The 15,291-nt window shown below is 34.8% G+C and carries 10 protein-coding genes, 19 tRNA genes and 3 rRNA genes; 29 read left to right on the top strand and 3 right to left on the bottom strand.

The window, feature by feature from the left end:
• Window positions 1–18: 18 nt before the first annotated feature.
• Both VLK81_RS08290 and VLK81_RS08285 read left to right on the top strand, forming a co-directional pair.
• Window positions 19–216 (top strand): hypothetical protein, encoded by a 198-nt coding sequence (locus VLK81_RS08290; RefSeq protein ID WP_324620138.1) that lies wholly within the window; start codon window positions 19–21, stop codon window positions 214–216.
• Window positions 217–267: 51 nt separating this feature from the next.
• Window positions 268–1,161, top strand: coding sequence for a hypothetical protein (locus VLK81_RS08285; RefSeq protein ID WP_324620137.1), 894 nt, complete (start codon window positions 268–270; stop codon window positions 1,159–1,161).
• A 214-nt stretch (window positions 1,162–1,375) separates the two neighbouring features.
• Here VLK81_RS08285 and VLK81_RS08280 read toward each other — a convergent pair whose 3' ends face one another.
• Window positions 1,376–2,017 carry a hypothetical protein gene (locus tag VLK81_RS08280; RefSeq protein WP_324620136.1) on the bottom strand — a complete coding sequence of 214 codons (642 nt, stop codon included), beginning with the start codon at window positions 2,015–2,017 and terminating at the stop codon, window positions 1,376–1,378.
• 553 nt (window positions 2,018–2,570) lie between these two features.
• Here VLK81_RS08280 and VLK81_RS08275 point away from each other — a divergent pair.
• From VLK81_RS08275 to VLK81_RS08160, 24 genes are all read left to right on the top strand, one after another.
• Window positions 2,571–4,089 (top strand): 16S ribosomal RNA (locus VLK81_RS08275).
• A 102-nt stretch (window positions 4,090–4,191) separates the two neighbouring features.
• Window positions 4,192–4,267: transfer RNA gene (locus tag VLK81_RS08270), tRNA-Ala, on the top strand.
• Between the two features lie 133 nt (window positions 4,268–4,400).
• Window positions 4,401–7,287, top strand: a 23S ribosomal RNA gene (locus tag VLK81_RS08265).
• Window positions 7,288–7,340: 53 nt separating this feature from the next.
• A 5S ribosomal RNA gene (gene rrf / locus VLK81_RS08260) occupies window positions 7,341–7,457 on the top strand.
• Together the 16S, 23S and 5S rRNA genes with 19 tRNA genes alongside form the textbook arrangement of a ribosomal RNA operon.
• Before the next feature lie 31 nt (window positions 7,458–7,488).
• Window positions 7,489–7,563: transfer RNA gene (locus tag VLK81_RS08255), tRNA-Asn, on the top strand.
• Window positions 7,564–7,568: 5 nt separating this feature from the next.
• A tRNA-Leu gene (locus VLK81_RS08250) sits at window positions 7,569–7,657 on the top strand.
• 7 nt (window positions 7,658–7,664) lie between these two features.
• A tRNA-Met gene (locus tag VLK81_RS08245) sits at window positions 7,665–7,741 on the top strand.
• Between the two features lie 39 nt (window positions 7,742–7,780).
• Window positions 7,781–7,857, top strand: a tRNA-Asp gene (locus VLK81_RS08240).
• 98 nt (window positions 7,858–7,955) lie between these two features.
• Window positions 7,956–8,030: transfer RNA gene (locus VLK81_RS08235), tRNA-Glu, on the top strand.
• 35 nt (window positions 8,031–8,065) lie between these two features.
• Window positions 8,066–8,141, top strand: a tRNA-Val gene (locus VLK81_RS08230).
• Window positions 8,142–8,169: 28 nt separating this feature from the next.
• Window positions 8,170–8,245, top strand: a tRNA-Thr gene (locus VLK81_RS08225).
• Window positions 8,246–8,250: 5 nt separating this feature from the next.
• A tRNA-Tyr gene (locus VLK81_RS08220) sits at window positions 8,251–8,336 on the top strand.
• A 53-nt stretch (window positions 8,337–8,389) separates the two neighbouring features.
• A tRNA-Gly gene (locus tag VLK81_RS08215) sits at window positions 8,390–8,463 on the top strand.
• 3 nt (window positions 8,464–8,466) lie between these two features.
• Window positions 8,467–8,543: transfer RNA gene (locus VLK81_RS08210), tRNA-Arg, on the top strand.
• A gap of 3 nt (window positions 8,544–8,546) precedes the next feature.
• Window positions 8,547–8,623, top strand: a tRNA-Gln gene (locus tag VLK81_RS08205).
• Between the two features lie 8 nt (window positions 8,624–8,631).
• Window positions 8,632–8,707 (top strand) — tRNA-Lys (locus tag VLK81_RS08200).
• A gap of 25 nt (window positions 8,708–8,732) precedes the next feature.
• A tRNA-Ser gene (locus VLK81_RS08195) sits at window positions 8,733–8,821 on the top strand.
• A 9-nt stretch (window positions 8,822–8,830) separates the two neighbouring features.
• Window positions 8,831–8,922 (top strand) — tRNA-Ser (locus VLK81_RS08190).
• Between the two features lie 27 nt (window positions 8,923–8,949).
• Window positions 8,950–9,025: transfer RNA gene (locus tag VLK81_RS08185), tRNA-Phe, on the top strand.
• 16 nt (window positions 9,026–9,041) lie between these two features.
• Window positions 9,042–9,116, top strand: a tRNA-Trp gene (locus VLK81_RS08180).
• A gap of 21 nt (window positions 9,117–9,137) precedes the next feature.
• Window positions 9,138–9,214, top strand: a tRNA-Ile gene (locus tag VLK81_RS08175).
• A gap of 12 nt (window positions 9,215–9,226) precedes the next feature.
• Window positions 9,227–9,303: transfer RNA gene (locus tag VLK81_RS08170), tRNA-Ile, on the top strand.
• Window positions 9,304–9,452: 149 nt separating this feature from the next.
• Entirely contained in the window at window positions 9,453–10,211 is a 759-nt protein-coding gene (locus VLK81_RS08165) for an EFR1 family ferrodoxin (RefSeq protein ID WP_324620135.1), read from the top strand.
• A 197-nt stretch (window positions 10,212–10,408) separates the two neighbouring features.
• A complete protein-coding gene (locus VLK81_RS08160) occupies window positions 10,409–10,600 on the top strand; it encodes a hypothetical protein (RefSeq protein ID WP_324620530.1) in 192 nt (63 codons plus the stop codon).
• Between the two features lie 480 nt (window positions 10,601–11,080).
• Here the strand turns inward: VLK81_RS08160 and VLK81_RS08155 are convergent, their stop codons facing one another.
• Together VLK81_RS08155 and VLK81_RS08150 are read right to left on the bottom strand one after the other, a co-directional pair.
• Window positions 11,081–12,292 carry an AI-2E family transporter gene (locus VLK81_RS08155; protein WP_324620134.1) on the bottom strand — a complete coding sequence of 404 codons (1,212 nt, stop codon included), beginning with the start codon at window positions 12,290–12,292 and terminating at the stop codon, window positions 11,081–11,083.
• A 12-nt stretch (window positions 12,293–12,304) separates the two neighbouring features.
• Window positions 12,305–12,970: a hypothetical protein gene (locus VLK81_RS08150; RefSeq protein WP_324620133.1), complete on the bottom strand. Its 666-nt coding sequence runs from the start codon at window positions 12,968–12,970 to the stop codon at window positions 12,305–12,307.
• Between the two features lie 290 nt (window positions 12,971–13,260).
• On the opposite strand from VLK81_RS08150, the gene VLK81_RS08145 reads away from it, so the two are divergent.
• From VLK81_RS08145 to VLK81_RS08135, 3 genes are read left to right on the top strand one after another with little or no spacing between them, the layout of a single operon-like run.
• Window positions 13,261–13,719, top strand: a complete 459-nt coding sequence (locus VLK81_RS08145; RefSeq protein WP_324620132.1) for a CtsR family transcriptional regulator — start codon at window positions 13,261–13,263, stop codon at window positions 13,717–13,719.
• Window positions 13,720–13,728: 9 nt separating this feature from the next.
• The gene (locus tag VLK81_RS08140; RefSeq protein ID WP_324620131.1) at window positions 13,729–14,307 is read left to right on the top strand and encodes a UvrB/UvrC motif-containing protein; all 579 of its coding nucleotides are present in this window, start codon (window positions 13,729–13,731) and stop codon (window positions 14,305–14,307) included.
• The gene (locus tag VLK81_RS08135; RefSeq protein WP_324620130.1) at window positions 14,291–15,283 is read left to right on the top strand and encodes a hypothetical protein; all 993 of its coding nucleotides are present in this window, start codon (window positions 14,291–14,293) and stop codon (window positions 15,281–15,283) included. Before VLK81_RS08140 ends, VLK81_RS08135 begins: the two co-directional genes overlap by 17 nt.
• Window positions 15,284–15,291 lie beyond the last annotated feature (8 nt).

Raw genomic sequence — 15,291 nt, 5'->3', positions numbered from 1 at the left:
ACCCATCGTCCAGGAGATTTGGTTTTTCTATGCACAAGTGAAGGAGCAAACAATGGATGGGCTAGGGACGTACTAGTAATTACAGATCAAGGTACAAGAGATACAGCTAAATATTGTGCACATTCATTAAATGTGAAAGATGAACCTCTTAATAAAAAATTGGACAATAACCTATATGATAAGGCTTGTGGATTTAATTTAAAGTATAGATATTAAAATCGGATACTTCATTGTATCCTTTTTTATTTTATTTAATAGGAGGCATAAATGAAAAAATTAATATTTTTTGCACTAACAGCTCTCTTCCTTGTATCTTGCAAGAAGCAAACATATTTAGAAGAAGAATTTAGCAAAGAAAAAATAGATTTTATACAAAATTACTTAAGTAGTGAGAAATTTAAAAAACTGGATGATAAGAAAAGTAAAACAATTGGCGAGTACTTAAATAAGAATATTGGAGTTAATTTAGCGACTCCAAGCGCTATAGTTCCATTTCCAGATATTCAAATATATAAAGAAGGCGATCTGGTATTCTCATCTAAAGAGGGATCTATACTTATCTTTGATAAGAATAAAGAATTAGTTTATTTTGATTCTAAAATATACAAAAAATTAGAAAATAATAATATATTTGATGAACTTATTAAATCAAAAATCCTAGGAGATTATAAGCTTCATGGGGACTTAAAACAAGACAGGGTAAAAGTCTTACTACCAAACATAGATAATATAAGCAATTATTCCAATGCAGCTTTTGTTTCTTACTCTGACACATCTATTAAAAGAATTATTAAAATAAGAGAGTTTGAATTGGAAAATCAAGAGGTAGAAGTAGAAAAAAGCATAGAAGAGCTTAAAGGATCAAATTCGTACCTCTATAATGATAAAGAGCCTACAAGAATTGAACTATCTATATGTAATTTTGCAGTCTTAGCTTATATTGAAAATCAAACAATTACATATGTAGGTGGTGGGACTAAAGAGGATACTCTAACTGAAGACGGTCGAAATCTAAAAGCCTACATACTAGAGTATGAAGAGAATTATAAAGATGAATCTACTGGTAAAAAGGAAAAAAACAAAACTAAAATTCTAGTTTCAACAAATACCCTAGAAGAGATAGGAATATGTAGTTTATCAAGTTTTATTAGAGAGGAATAAAAAATATTAAAGGACTCAATAATTCTATTAAAAGATTGTATAAAAGTTATTTTAATAAGAAAATAGGAGCTATAGTCTTTTTATAAGTACTTTCAAATCAAAAAAATATATAAAATAGCAATCAAAATAAAAGCTAATACTTTTATCTAAAAGTAAATAATAAACAAATAAAAAACTTATTCAAAAAGGAAAAACCTTTAAATGAATAAGTTTTTTATTTTGTAAATTCAATTTCCTTAACGCCGTTTACATTAATTAAATCATAATCTTTAGCACTAAAGACTTTTATAGAAGATTCATCACTTTTACTTAAGCTAATTTCTTCAATAAGTTTACCATTTTTAAAAAAATCTAGCCTTGCCATATCAGAAAATATATCCTTGGGAATAAAAGAGTTATAAAAAGGTTCATTAACAAAATTGTAGCCATTAATAATTTTAGAAGAATCAAGTTTATCATTAAATAAAACTTTTACATTATTGGAAACAAAAAACTTGTAAGTTGGATCAATATAAGCTCGATAGATAAAATTATCTTCAAAAGTTTCATAAGAAATAAGATTATCATTATCACTTATAGAAAAAAAACCACTTCCAATAAATTCTATATCATAAAAATCAGCCTTTAAATTAGAAAGATCTAGAAAATTTTCTTTAGTATTTACATTCTCTGATTGCTTAATTTCTGAAAAACCTTCATCACTAATATTATTAGAGGTGTAAGTATTAAACTTATTAAGTTCTTCATTAACATTATCACCATTAGGAAGTTTATAAAAAAAAGAATAATAAACAGATGTAAGTATAATAGATAATAAAATAGAAGAAATAAATATGTAACTTAGCTTTTTATTCATTAAATCCCTCCAAAGATAAATTATATATTCAATTATACCATATAATATAAAATATAAAAAAGTAAAAAGTGAATAATTTAAAAAAAATATAAATAAAAAACTAATATGAAAAAAATTCAAAAAAAGTATTGACTAATAAAAAAAATATTGGTAATATATAGAAGTTCCCTTTGGAAAAGAAAAATCTAAGTTAATACTAAATAAAAATTTTAAAAAAAGAAAAAAAAGACTTGACAAGCATAGAGAAAGATGATAAACTGAAAAAGTTGTATCGCGAAATGCAAATTAAAGTCAAAAAATTTTTTTCAAAAAGTATTGACATAATAAAACAAAGGTGATACAATATAAAAGTTGCTTCTACTTGAAGTAAAATCCAAGTTAACGCAAAATAAAAAAAGATAAAAAAACTTTTCAAAAAGTGTTGACAAAAGGAAAAAAGCCTGATATACTAATTAGGCACCTCAAGAGAGGCGGCAATGAACCAAACAATTAAAGAAGTACTTTGAGGAAACGTACGAAAAATAATTTAAATGTTTAAGCTAGAATCAAACTTTTTATTGAGAGTTTGATCCTGGCTCAGGACGAACGCTGGCGGCGTGCCTAACACATGCAAGTCGAACGAGAAATTTGAGAAATGAAACTTCGGTCGAATAGATCAAATGGAAAGTGGCGGACGGGTGAGTAACGCGTGAGCAACCTGCCTTACACAAAGGGATAGCCTCGGGAAACCGGGATTAATACCTTATGAAATATTTAATTCGCATGAAATAAATATCAAAGATTTATCGGTGTAAGATGGGCTCGCGTCCCATTAGCTAGTTGGTGAGATAAAAGCTCACCAAGGCGACGATGGGTAACCGGCCTGAGAGGGTGAACGGTCACATTGGAACTGAGACACGGTCCAAACTCCTACGGGAGGCAGCAGTGGGGAATATTGCACAATGGGGGCAACCCTGATGCAGCGACGCCGCGTGAGCGAAGAAGGTCTTCGGATTGTAAAGCTCTGTCCTAAAGGAAGATAATGACAGTACTTTAGGAGGAAGCCCGGCTAAATACGTGCCAGCAGCCGCGGTAATACGTATGGGGCGAGCGTTGTCCGGAATTATTGGGCGTAAAGGGTACGTAGGCGGTCTATCAAGTCATCTGTGAAATCGTAGGGCTCAACCCTATTAAGCAGTTGAAACTAGTAGACTTGAGTAGTGGAGAGGAAAGTGGAATTCCTAGTGTAGCGGTGAAATGCGTAGATATTAGGAGGAATACCGGTGGCGAAGGCGACTTTCTGGACACAAACTGACGCTGAGGTACGAAAGCGTGGGGAGCAAACAGGATTAGATACCCTGGTAGTCCACGCCGTAAACGATGAATGCTAGGTATTGGGGGTCAAACCTCGGTGCCGCAGTTAACACATTAAGCATTCCGCCTGGGGAGTACGCACGCAAGTGTGAAACTCAAAGGAATTGACGGGGACCCGCACAAGCAGCGGAGCATGTGGTTTAATTCGAGGCAACGCGAAGAACCTTACCAGGGCTTGACATATGGGTGAAACACGTAGAGATACGTGCCCTCTTCGGAGCAGCCATACAGGTGGTGCATGGTTGTCGTCAGCTCGTGTCGTGAGATGTTGGGTTAAGTCCCGCAACGAGCGCAACCCCTATACTTAGTTACTAACACTACGGGTGAGGACTCTAAGTAGACTGCCGGTGACAAACCGGAGGAAGGTGGGGATGACGTCAAATCATCATGCCCTTTATGTCCTGGGCTACACACGTGCTACAATGGTCGGAACAAAGGGAAGCAAGATAGCGATATTAAGCGAATCTCATAAAGCCGATCCCAGTTCGGATTGCACTCTGCAACTCGAGTGCATGAAGTCGGAGTTGCTAGTAATCGCAGATCAGAATGCTGCGGTGAATGCGTTCCCGGGTCTTGTACACACCGCCCGTCACACCATGGGAGTTAGAAATACCCGAAGTCACTGAGCTTCACGGCAGGTGCCGAAGGTAGGGCTAATGACTGGGGTGAAGTCGTAACAAGGTAGCCGTATCGGAAGGTGCGGCTGGATCACCTCCTTTCTAAGGATGTATGTGTTCCGTCAAAGTACTTCTATTAATTGAAAAAATTCAAAATGATTTAATTCTTATTTTTTTGAGTTTAATCTCCATTATTTATTATTTGGGGGTGTAGCTCAGTTGGGAGAGCACCTGCCTTGCAAGCAGGGGGTCAGGAGTTCGAATCTCCTCATCTCCACCATTCGTAAGTTAAGGATGGAAATCAAAAAAATACCGAACCATAAAAACTAAATATAAACCAATAGAACGAGAGATATAAGTAAAGAAACTTCAAACAAAGAAGAGAAAATAGAATTAAAGTGATAGATATTTCCGGTCAAGAAACAAAGAGCATAAGGCGGATGCCTTGGCACTAGGAGGCGAAGAAGGACGCGATAAGCTGCGAAAAGCTGTGGGTAGTAGCAAATATACGATAAACCACAGATATCCGAATGGGGAAACCCACTTGAACAAACTTCAAGTACCGTAAAGTGAACAAAATAGCTTTACAGGAGCTAAACCGGGCGAACTGAAACATCTAAGTAGCCCGAGGAAAAGAAAGAAACATCGATTCCCTAAGTAGCGGCGAGCGAACGGGGAAGAGCCCAGCTAAGAGAAGCGTAAATCTAGACGAAGCTTTTGGGAAGAAGCACCAAAGAAAGTAACAGTCTTGTAGTCGAAAGAGTAAAGTGGACTTAGCAAACGAGTAGCGCACGACACGAGGAATCATGCGTGAACATGGGAGGACCATCTCCTAAGGCTAAATACTACCTAGTGACCGATAGAGAACAAGTACCGTGAGGGAAAGGTGAAAAGAACCCCGGAGGGGAGTGAAATAGAACCTGAAACCTTATGCTTACAAGCAGACAGAGGAGCATAAGCTCTGATGTCGTACTTTTTGTAGAACGGGCCAGCGAGTTACGCTATGCAGCAAGATTAAGTAATTAAGTTACGAAGTCGTAGGGAAACCGAGTCTTAATAGGGCGAATAAGTTGCATGGTGTAGACCCGAAACCAGGTGATCTATCCATGGGCAGAGTGAAGGTGAAGTAAAATTCTCTGGAGGCTCGAACCGGGTAACGTTTAAAAGTTATCGGATGACTTGTGGATAGGGGTGAAAAGCCAATCGAACCTGGAGATAGCTGGTTCTCCTCGAAATAGCTTTAGGGCTAGCCTTATTTTAAGTATACAGGGGGTAGAGCACTGAATGGCTAAGGGGCGTTAGACGTTACCAAAGCCTATCAAACTCCGAATACCTGATATATATAAATAGGAGTCAGACTATGTGGGATAAGCTTCATAGTCAAAAGGGAAAGAACCCAGATCAACAGCTAAGGTCCCTAAATATGGATTAAGTGGAAAAGGATGTAATACTACTCAGACAACCAGGATGTTGGCTTAGAAGCAGCCATACATTCAAAGAGTGCGTAATAGCTCACTGGTCAAGTGGTAATGCGCCGAAGATACACGGGGCTAAAATCCATTACCGAAGCTTTGGGATTAGGTAACTAATCGGTAGAGGAGCAATGTATAGAGGAAGAAGATAAGTCGTAAGGCAAATTGGACCCTATACAAGAGAGAATGCTGGCATGAGTAGCGAAAAAGGTGAGTGAGAATCTCACCCGTCGAAAGCCCAAGGTTTCCTGAGCAAGGCTCGTCCACTCAGGGTAAGTCGGGGCCTAAGCCGAGGCTGAAAAGCGTAGGCGATGGACAACTGGTTGAAATTCCAGTACCAATTACAAGCGTTAGAGAGAAGTGTTGACGCAGAAGGATATACTAAGCGTACGGAAGGAAGAGTACGTTCAAGCAAGTAGGTAGGCACTGTAGGCAAATCCGCAGAGCTAAAAATACCGAGATGTGATGAGGAGCGAAAAATAAGTAGTGAAGTAGTAGATTCCAGGCTGCCAAGAAAAGGCACTATCGAGTAAGTAATTGCCCGTACCGCAAACCGACACAGGTAGGCGAGGAGAGAATCCTAAGACGCGCGGAAGAACCATTGTTAAGGAACTCGGCAAAATAATCCCGTAACTTAGGGAGAAGGGATGCCGAAGATTGTATAGAATTTACTTTAAAAGCAAAATTCGGCCTAAGAGAATAGGCCCAAGCGACTGTTTACCAAAAACACAAGTATCTGCTAAATCGAAAGATGAAGTATAGGTGCTGACACCTGCCCGGTGCTGGAAGGTTAAGGGGAAGAGTTAGCCGCAAGGCGAAGCTTAGAACTTAAGCCCCAGTAAACGGCGGCCGTAACTATAACGGTCCTAAGGTAGCGAAATTCCTTGTCGGGTAAGTTCCGACCCGCACGAAAGGTGTAACGATTTGGGCACTGTCTCAACAATGGATCCGGTGAAATTGTAGTATGCGTGAAGATGCGCATTACCCACGACAGGACGGAAAGACCCCGTAGAGCTTTACTGCAGGCTGATATTGGATTTAGGAGTTAAATGTACAGGATAAGTGGGAGACAAAGAAACTAGGGCGTCAGTTTTAGTGGAGTCACCCTTGGGATACCACTCTTTTAACTTTTGAATTCTAACCTGGTGCCATGAATCTGGTACAGGGACACTGTCAGTTGGGCAGTTTGACTGGGGCGGTCGCCTCCTAAAGAGTAACGGAGGCGTTCAAAGGTCTGCTCAGAATGGTTGGAAATCATTCAAAGAGTACAAAGGCAAAAGCAGGCTTAACTGTGACACCAACAAGTGGAACAGAGACGAAAGTCGGACTTAGTGATCCGGTGGTACCGCATGGAAGGGCCATCGCTCAACGGATAAAAGCTACCTCGGGGATAACAGGCTTATACCCCCCAAGAGTCCACATCGACGGGGGTGTTTGGCACCTCGATGTCGGCTCGTCTCATCCTGGGGCTGGAGTATGTCCCAAGGGTTGGGCTGTTCGCCCATTAAAGAGGCACGCGAGCTGGGTTCAGAACGTCGTGAGACAGTTCGGTCCCTATCCGTCGTGGGCGTAAGAAATTTGAGAGGAGCTGTCCTTAGTACGAGAGGACCGGGATGGACAAACCTCTGGTGTATGGGTTGTTCCGCCAGGAGCAGAGCCCAATAGCTACGTTTGGAAAGGATAAGTGCTGAAAGCATCTAAGCACGAAGCCCCCCTCAAGATGATATTTCTTTAAGAATCCAGACAGAAAATCTGGTAGATAGGTCAGAGGTGTAAGAATAGTAATATTTTCAGCTAACTGATACTAATAATTCGAATCCTTGACCGGATATATGTATTACTTTAAGTAATACTTAAATCTTAAGTTTTAAGGTTTATATGTATGGCGCTAATAGCAGGAGGGATACACCTGTTCCCATCTCGAACACAGAAGTTAAGTCTCCGAGCGGTGATGGTACTAGTTTGGAAACGAACTGGGAGAGTAGCACGGTGCCAGACAGGAGAAGAATTTTTCTTCTCCTTGATATAATCCTAGGTAGCTCAATGGTGGAGCACTCGGCTGTTAACCGATAGGCTGTGGGTTCGAATCCCACCCTGGGAGCCATTTTAGCCGGGGTGGCGGAACTGGCAGACGCACAGGACTTAAAATCCTGCGGTGGTCAAACACCGTATCGGTTCGATTCCGATTCTCGGCACCATTATTATCGCGGGATGGAGCAGTTTGGTAGCTCGTCGGGCTCATAACCCGGAGGTCGTAGGTTCAAATCCTGCTCCCGCAACCATAAAAATTATTATAATATTAAAAACTATATTTATTTTCTGGCCTGGTAGTTCAGTTGGTTAGAATGCCAGCCTGTCACGCTGGAGGTCGTCGGTTCGAGCCCGATCCAGGTCGCCATTTTATTATTATAGTTAATTATTATTTATAATAGTTATTATATTAATAATTCATTAATTGTATTTTGTTACTATTAGTGATTTGTAAATTTATATTAAGGCCCTATGGTCAAGCGGTTAAGACATCGCCCTTTCACGGCGGTATCCCGGGTTCGAATCCCGGTAGGGTCACCATCGGAAGTTTGAGGTTAAATACATCGAGCTTCTGCGGGCGCATAGCTCAGTTGGGAGAGCATCTGCCTTACAAGCAGGGGGTCATAGGTTCGAGCCCTATTGCGCCCACCATTTATAATTAAATAATGAAAGTCTTTATGCTGGTGTAGCTCAATTGGTAGAGCAACTGACTTGTAATCAGTAGGTTAGGGGTTCAAGTCCTCCCACCAGCTCCATTTTTGGAGGAGTTCCCGAGTTGGCCAAAGGGGACGGACTGTAAATCCGTTAGCTACGCTTTCAGTGGTTCGAATCCACTCTCCTCCACCAATTTGATTTTCTCTTTGGGATTTATTATGGATTTATACACGCTGATTTTATAGGCGGGTGTAGCTCAGTGGTAGAGCCCCAGCCTTCCAAGCTGGTTGCGAGGGTTCGATTCCCTTCACCCGCTCCATCTGCACCTATAGCTCAGCTGGATAGAGCAACGGACTTCTAATCCGTGTGTCAGAGGTTCGAATCCTCTTAGGTGCGCCACATTGGGGTGTAGCCAAGTCGGTAAGGCACCAGACTTTGACTCTGGCATTCCACAGGTTCGAGTCCTGTCACCCCAACCAATTTTTATGACCCATTAGCTCAGTCGGCAGAGCACTTGACTTTTAATCAAGGTGTCCCGCGTTCGAATCGCGGATGGGTCACCAATTTTTATTTTATAATATTTTAAATGGAGAGGTACCGAAGTGGTCATAACGGGGCGGTCTTGAAAACCGTTAGGGCGCAAGCCCACGTGGGTTCGAATCCCACCCTCTCCGCCATTCAAATTGGGAGAAGTACTCAAGTGGCTGAAGAGGCTCCCCTGCTAAGGGAGTAGATCTCGAATAGGGATGCGAGGGTTCAAATCCCTCCTTCTCCGCCATAAGGCTGAGTAGGAAAATTTACTTATGCCCAGATAGCTCAGTCGGTAGAGCAGAGGACTGAAAATCCTCGTGTCGCTGGTTCGATTCCGGCTCTGGGCACCATTTGACAATCTGGTAGAGGGGTATAGTTCAGTGGTAGAACGTCGGTCTCCAAAACCGAATGTCGTGGGTTCAAATCCTGCTACCCCTGCCACATACTTTATTAATATATTTTGGACCTGTAGCTCAGCTGGTTAGAGCGCACGCCTGATAAGCGTGAGGTCGGTGGTTCGAGTCCACCCAGGTCCACCATAAATTTCTTATGGGCCTTTAGCTCAGTTGGTTAGAGCGCCCGGCTCATAACCGGTAGGTCCTGGGTTCGAGTCCCCGAAGGCCCACCATAAGTATTTATTAATACAAGTCTTTTGTATGAACGTGCTATTTGCACGTTTTTTTTGTTTTACTATAAAATTATTTTATTATGGATTATAATAAAGGTGAAATTTTTTTTATTTGAAATATTATTAATTTATTTTATTAAGGAGTATATATGATTTTATATTTTTCAGGAACAGGTAATAGTGAATTTTTGGCAGAAGAATTAGGGAAGATTTTAGAGGATAGTATTTTAAACCTTTTTGATTTTATTAAAGAAAATAGAATAACTGATTTTTATTCTGATAAGCCTTTTATTTTAATTGCTCCTACATATAGTTGGAGACTTCCAAGATTCATATCGAATTATCTAGGTAAGTGTAAATTCTCTGGTTCATCTGATATATATGTAATTCTAAATTTTGGAGATTCATTTGGAAATGCAGAAATATATTTAAAAAAAGATATAGAAAAATTAGGTCTAAATTTTAGGGGATTATATGGGATCAAGATGCCTGAAAACTATCTTATGCTTTTTGATTTAGATAATGATGAGAAAAATAGGGAGATTGTTTTAAAATCTAAAGATAAGTTAAATAAAATAAGTGAATATATAAAAAATAATGAGGATTTTCCAAAGAATAATAGCGGTTTTATTGGAAAATTTGAGTCAGGCTTAATAAACCCACTATTTTTTAAATTTATAGTTAAGGATAAGAAATTTTATTATAGTAAAAAATGCATTAAGTGTGGACTTTGCGAGAAGGTATGTGTATTAAATAATATCAGCTATGAAAATGGTTATCCAAAATGGAATGGAAACTGTACTCATTGTGCAGCTTGTATATGCAAGTGTCCAGCTTCAGCAATTGAATATGGAAATAAGACTTTAGGTAAAAAGAGATATCTATTAAAAAATTTATTTAATAAGTAATTAAATATTTTTCTTTTTGAGATAGAAAATTAATTATATAAAGTCTCAAATTAGATTTTTGAATATTCTTTATTTTAAGTAATCTAAAGATATTAGATATTGTTTTTATATTATTGAGGATGGTGTTAATTTACGAGTAAGAATTATACTAAAATTCTTTTTAAAGAAGAATTTTAAATCTATTAAACAAGAAAGATTTGCTAAATATAGCCTTTCTTGAAGCTTATATATCAAGATATGATTTAAGATATTTACTAAATGGTATAATTGCTTTATCTGATGGAGAAAAACCTTATCTTCCACTTAATCCATTATTAAAGATGAAGCTTGAAAAACTTATTAAGGGTACAGATATAGAAGAAATGCTTAAAGAATTCAATATTATTTAATCTTTTTAATTATTTAATTTAAATTAAAATAGAGACAATTTATTATTGTCCCTCAGAGTGTAGACAAAATCCAAAAACGCTTTTCCGACTGCAGAAACCCAAAAATTCTAAATCTCATAATCCTGTAAATCGCAAACTCACTAACGCTCAAACAGTTTGGTTTACGGGCGGATTATTTCAATTTAAATTTCTTACAATTTCTTTCGTATAAAGCGCTACCTTTTGGATTTTGCTACTTTGTCAACAACTTGAGTGGCAATGTATTATTGTCCCTATTTTTTATCTATAAATATAATTTCGTGAAGAAAAAATAATAGCGAATATTACCTATAAAACTCTATAACTAAGACAATTTATTTTAAAAAAATCAAATATATAAGTTATTAATAGGGAGTATAGCTTAACATAAAGATATAGAAAACTAAACTCCCTTAAATATTAAAGTAATCTTGATTAATATAAATTTAAGTATTAAAAAATTTAATTTATATTGTCTTTTTCAGAAGAATTTTCTTCTATGTGAAATCTAGTGTAGAAGGATGATTTTGTTGGCAAACATTTCTTTTTTAACTTCCTTTCTACCCCCTCTTTTATAAGAGTATAGATCATTACAAAAACAGGTATTCCTAAAAGCATTCCAACAAAACCAAATAGTGCATTTCCTATTAATATTGAAAAAATAATCCAAAAAGCAGAAACTCCAAGTGAGTCGCCATGAATTCTTGGAGAGATCAGATTTCCATTAACTTGTTGAACCACAAGAACTGCTATTAAGAACCATAGAGCTTTTATTGGACTTTGAAAAAGTATAATAATAGCTGATGGTATAGTTCCTAGCCAAGGTCCAATCCAAGGAATCATATTAGTAAAACCAAGAATTGTAGCTAATATTCCAGGATATTCTACTTTCATTATATTTAAAACTATAAAAAACGAAATACCTACTATAAGTGACACAAATCCTTGAGCAAAAATAAATTTCTTCATGATATCGTTCATTCTACTAGCTAGGTTAAAAAAAGAATTTGATTTTTCTACTGAAAATATAGAGTAAAAAATCATTTTAATTTGGGCTTTAAATTTATCTTTTTCAATTAATACATAGATAGAAATTATTATTGATATAATAATTGTCGTAATGGAAGATAATAAACTCGTTATTATACCTCCAAGCCTTGGAATTATAGAGGTAAAAATATTATCTAGGTTCATTGTAAAGTCATTAACTTTTTTTGTAATATTTGTATAGATAGATCTATCAATATTTAGCTTATCAGTTGTTTCATATAGCCAGTTTGTAGCAGTATTTGCATAGCTTGGTAAGTCTTTTATAAGTTTTGAGATTGAGTTTATAGTTTTTGGAATAAAAACTACAACCAAGGCTACAAAAATTACAATTATAAGTACATAAGTGAAGAGAATTGAAATAGATCTTGAGGACATAAATTTTTTTTCTCTAAAAAGCGGAATATGAGAAAATAATTTCCTTTCAAAAAGATTTGTTAATAGATTTAAAAAATATGCCAAGGCAAATCCTATTATAACAGGGCTTAAAACAGTTTTTAGTAGATTAAAAAAATCTAAAAACTTTTGGTAGTTTTTTACTAATTCTGAAAATATTATTGCTGCAGCAAGCACTATAAAAGCGTAAATAGCTATAGTTGTGTATTTTTTTTCTGGAATAAATTTCATTTTGCACCCACTTTATTTAGCTAGATTTAAGAAATTATTAATCTGTAAAATTTCTTTATTATATATTGTTTCAAAAGTATTATTTAAATTATCAAAATCATCGAAAATTATTGGCAGATAAGAATTTTTAATAAGTATAAAATTCATAAATAAAATAGATAATATTTTGTTTAAATTATATAGAGATTTCATATTATATATATTTTCTAAAACAAAAGCTGCAAGCTCTATAGGCTTTAATTTTGATTTTTGATCATAGTATAAATTTAAAAAGTTTTCAAAATCGAGTTTTCTCTTTTGCTTATTCATAAATAGTTCAGCCTCTGTATTTTTAGGTGCGTTTGAATTGAAAAATATATCATCATTATCGTAAAAGCTTAAAGTTTCTACAATTTTTTCTACTAGTGGGAAAGATATATCAAAATTTAAATTTTCTAAAAGAAATTCATAAGCTTTATTAATATTAAACACCTCAAATAGGTTAAAAATATTATTAGAAATAACAGACTCTTTATAAATAATTATTCTCTTAATTTCGTCTTTGTTTAACATGTTTTGATTTTGTTTTAAAGTTAGTGAAAGTTCAACCTTGAAAGAATTGCTAAAATCAATTCTCTTATCTATATCTATTTTTTCCTTTTCTAATTGTAAATCTTTTTTTAGTAAGTTTAAATCCATATTTTTGTCTCCTATTTGTTTAATCATTACTATTATATAACATTTTATAAAGAAGTTGTAATTTTATAATTGAAAATAAAATCAATAGGCTATTTATCATGATTATAATACTTTATTTCTTTTTTTGAATAAATTTCAAATAATTTATAATTTATTTAAATATGTTCAAGATTGAACTTGTTTTTTTAAATAATATATGCTACACTTAAATTAGCCTAAGAAATTAGGCTTTTTTTAAAATATTAAAAGTCAAAGAAAGTCAATATAAAAATTATTATGTAGGAGGAAAAATGAGCGGTTTATCTAATAGTATAGAAAATTTTTTAAAGGAACTTTTAAAAGAAGAAGGGGGTCTTATTGAATTTGGTAGAAATGATCTTGCAATTAGGTTTGACTGTGCTCCTTCTCAAATAAACTATGTACTAAAAACTAGGTTCACACCAGCCCAAGGATATTTTATTGAAAGTAGAAGAGGCGGTAGCGGATATATAAAAATAATTAAAGCTGATATTGATGAAGATACTGTTTTTAAAGATCTTTTAGATAAAAGTATAGGAGATAGAATTACAAAAAACAAGGCCCAGGATATAATTAAGGAGCTATATAATGATGAGCTAATAAGTAAAAATGAAGCTCTTCTTATGATCCATGCTACTGAAGACTATGCTCTTTCTAATGTATCTATGGATTTGAAGAATTATGTTAGATCAGATATTCTAAAAAATATGCTTTTAGTCTTTTTAAGGTAGGTGATTTTTTTGAAGTGTGATAAGTGCGGGAAAGATGCCAATATTGAAATTTTCTTAAAGGCAGATGGTATTGAAGAAAAACTTAATCTATGTTTTAATTGCTACTCTAATATGCTGAGTGAAAATCTTTCAAATACTGGGGAATTTAATCCTAACTATATGAAAGATTTAGCAAAAAGTATTTTTAATGCTATTTTGGATGAAGAAAAAAATCTTCAAGACAAGACTTGCCAAAATTGTGGATTAACTTTAAAAGATTTTTATAAAAATAAAAAGCTTGGCTGTAGTTCTTGTTATGAAGCTTTTCGAGATGAGATTTTAAAGTATTTATCTAAAGATAGTAAAACTTTAGAAAATAAATCTTATTTTAATCATAAAAACAATAACTTAGATGAAAAAATGAGTTTATTAGATTCAGAAAATTCAAATTCTAGTAGTATAAATGAAAAAGATTTATTAATTAGGCAAAAGAAGCTAGAGCTTGAAGCTGCAATAAAGGATGAGTATTATGAAAAAGCAGCTTACCTTAGAGATGAGATTAAGGCTCTAAAAGAGGAGGGTGAAAAATTAGATGGGAAAAGAGATTAATTCTGAGATTGTTCTTGGATCTAAATTAAGCATATCTAGGAATCTCAATGGATTTAATTTTACATCAAATCTTAACGATTCCTCTAGCTTAAGTATTCAAAAAAAAATAGAAAATGAAATTCAAAGAATTTTTAAGGATAAACTTAAGTGTATAAAATTATCTGAAATTGAAAGTCCTGAAATTTACTTTGAAGATGGATTAATAACTAGTGATTTATTATCTAATAGGGATTTTTCTTCGTTTTATATAAATGACAATAGGTCACTTATAATTTCAATTTTAGGAAGCGAACATTTTAAACTTGATATTTATTCAAATGATATGGATTTAGAAAAATTATTTTCTAGCAGCAAATCTCTAATTAATGAACTTGATCCAAGTTTAAAATTCTCTTATGATAATTATTTTGGTGCTCTTACTAGTGATGTTTCCATTACTGGCAATGCTATGAGAGCTGATCTTTATTTGCACCTTCCAGTATCTAAAAGATCTGGAATTTTAACTGAAATATTGAATGGTATCCAAATTGATGGTGTAAAAATTGAAGATATTAATGGGTCTAAGTCTCTTTCTGATTCTGCAATGTTTTCTATATATAATAGTAAAAATATTGGAATTAGCGAAGTAGACACTATAGATAATATTAAAAAGGTAGCTGATAAACTAATTAAAACTGAATCAAGTTTTAGAGAAACATTTTATGAAAAGTATAAATTATTTTTTGAAGATAAAATTTATAGAGGTCTTGGAACCCTAAAATATGCCAGAAGTATTGGTCTAGATGAAGCCTTATTAGAGATTTCAAATATTAGATTGGGTATTAGTTTAGGTGTCTTAAACTCTTATGATTATAAGATGCTTTTTGATTTAAGTAAAAATATTCAAAAGAACCATATACTTGCTTATAAAAAAGAATTCTGCCCTAATTTAAGTGAAAATGAAGCTAGGGCAAAATATATAAGAGATCATTTGTAAAGGAGGGC

Source organism: Citroniella saccharovorans (assembly GCF_035481615.1).
Taxonomy (GTDB): domain Bacteria; phylum Bacillota; class Clostridia; order Tissierellales; family Peptoniphilaceae; genus Citroniella; species Citroniella saccharovorans.
The sequence above is the reverse complement of the archived record's forward strand: the minus strand, read 5'-3'. Positions and strand labels throughout refer to the sequence as shown.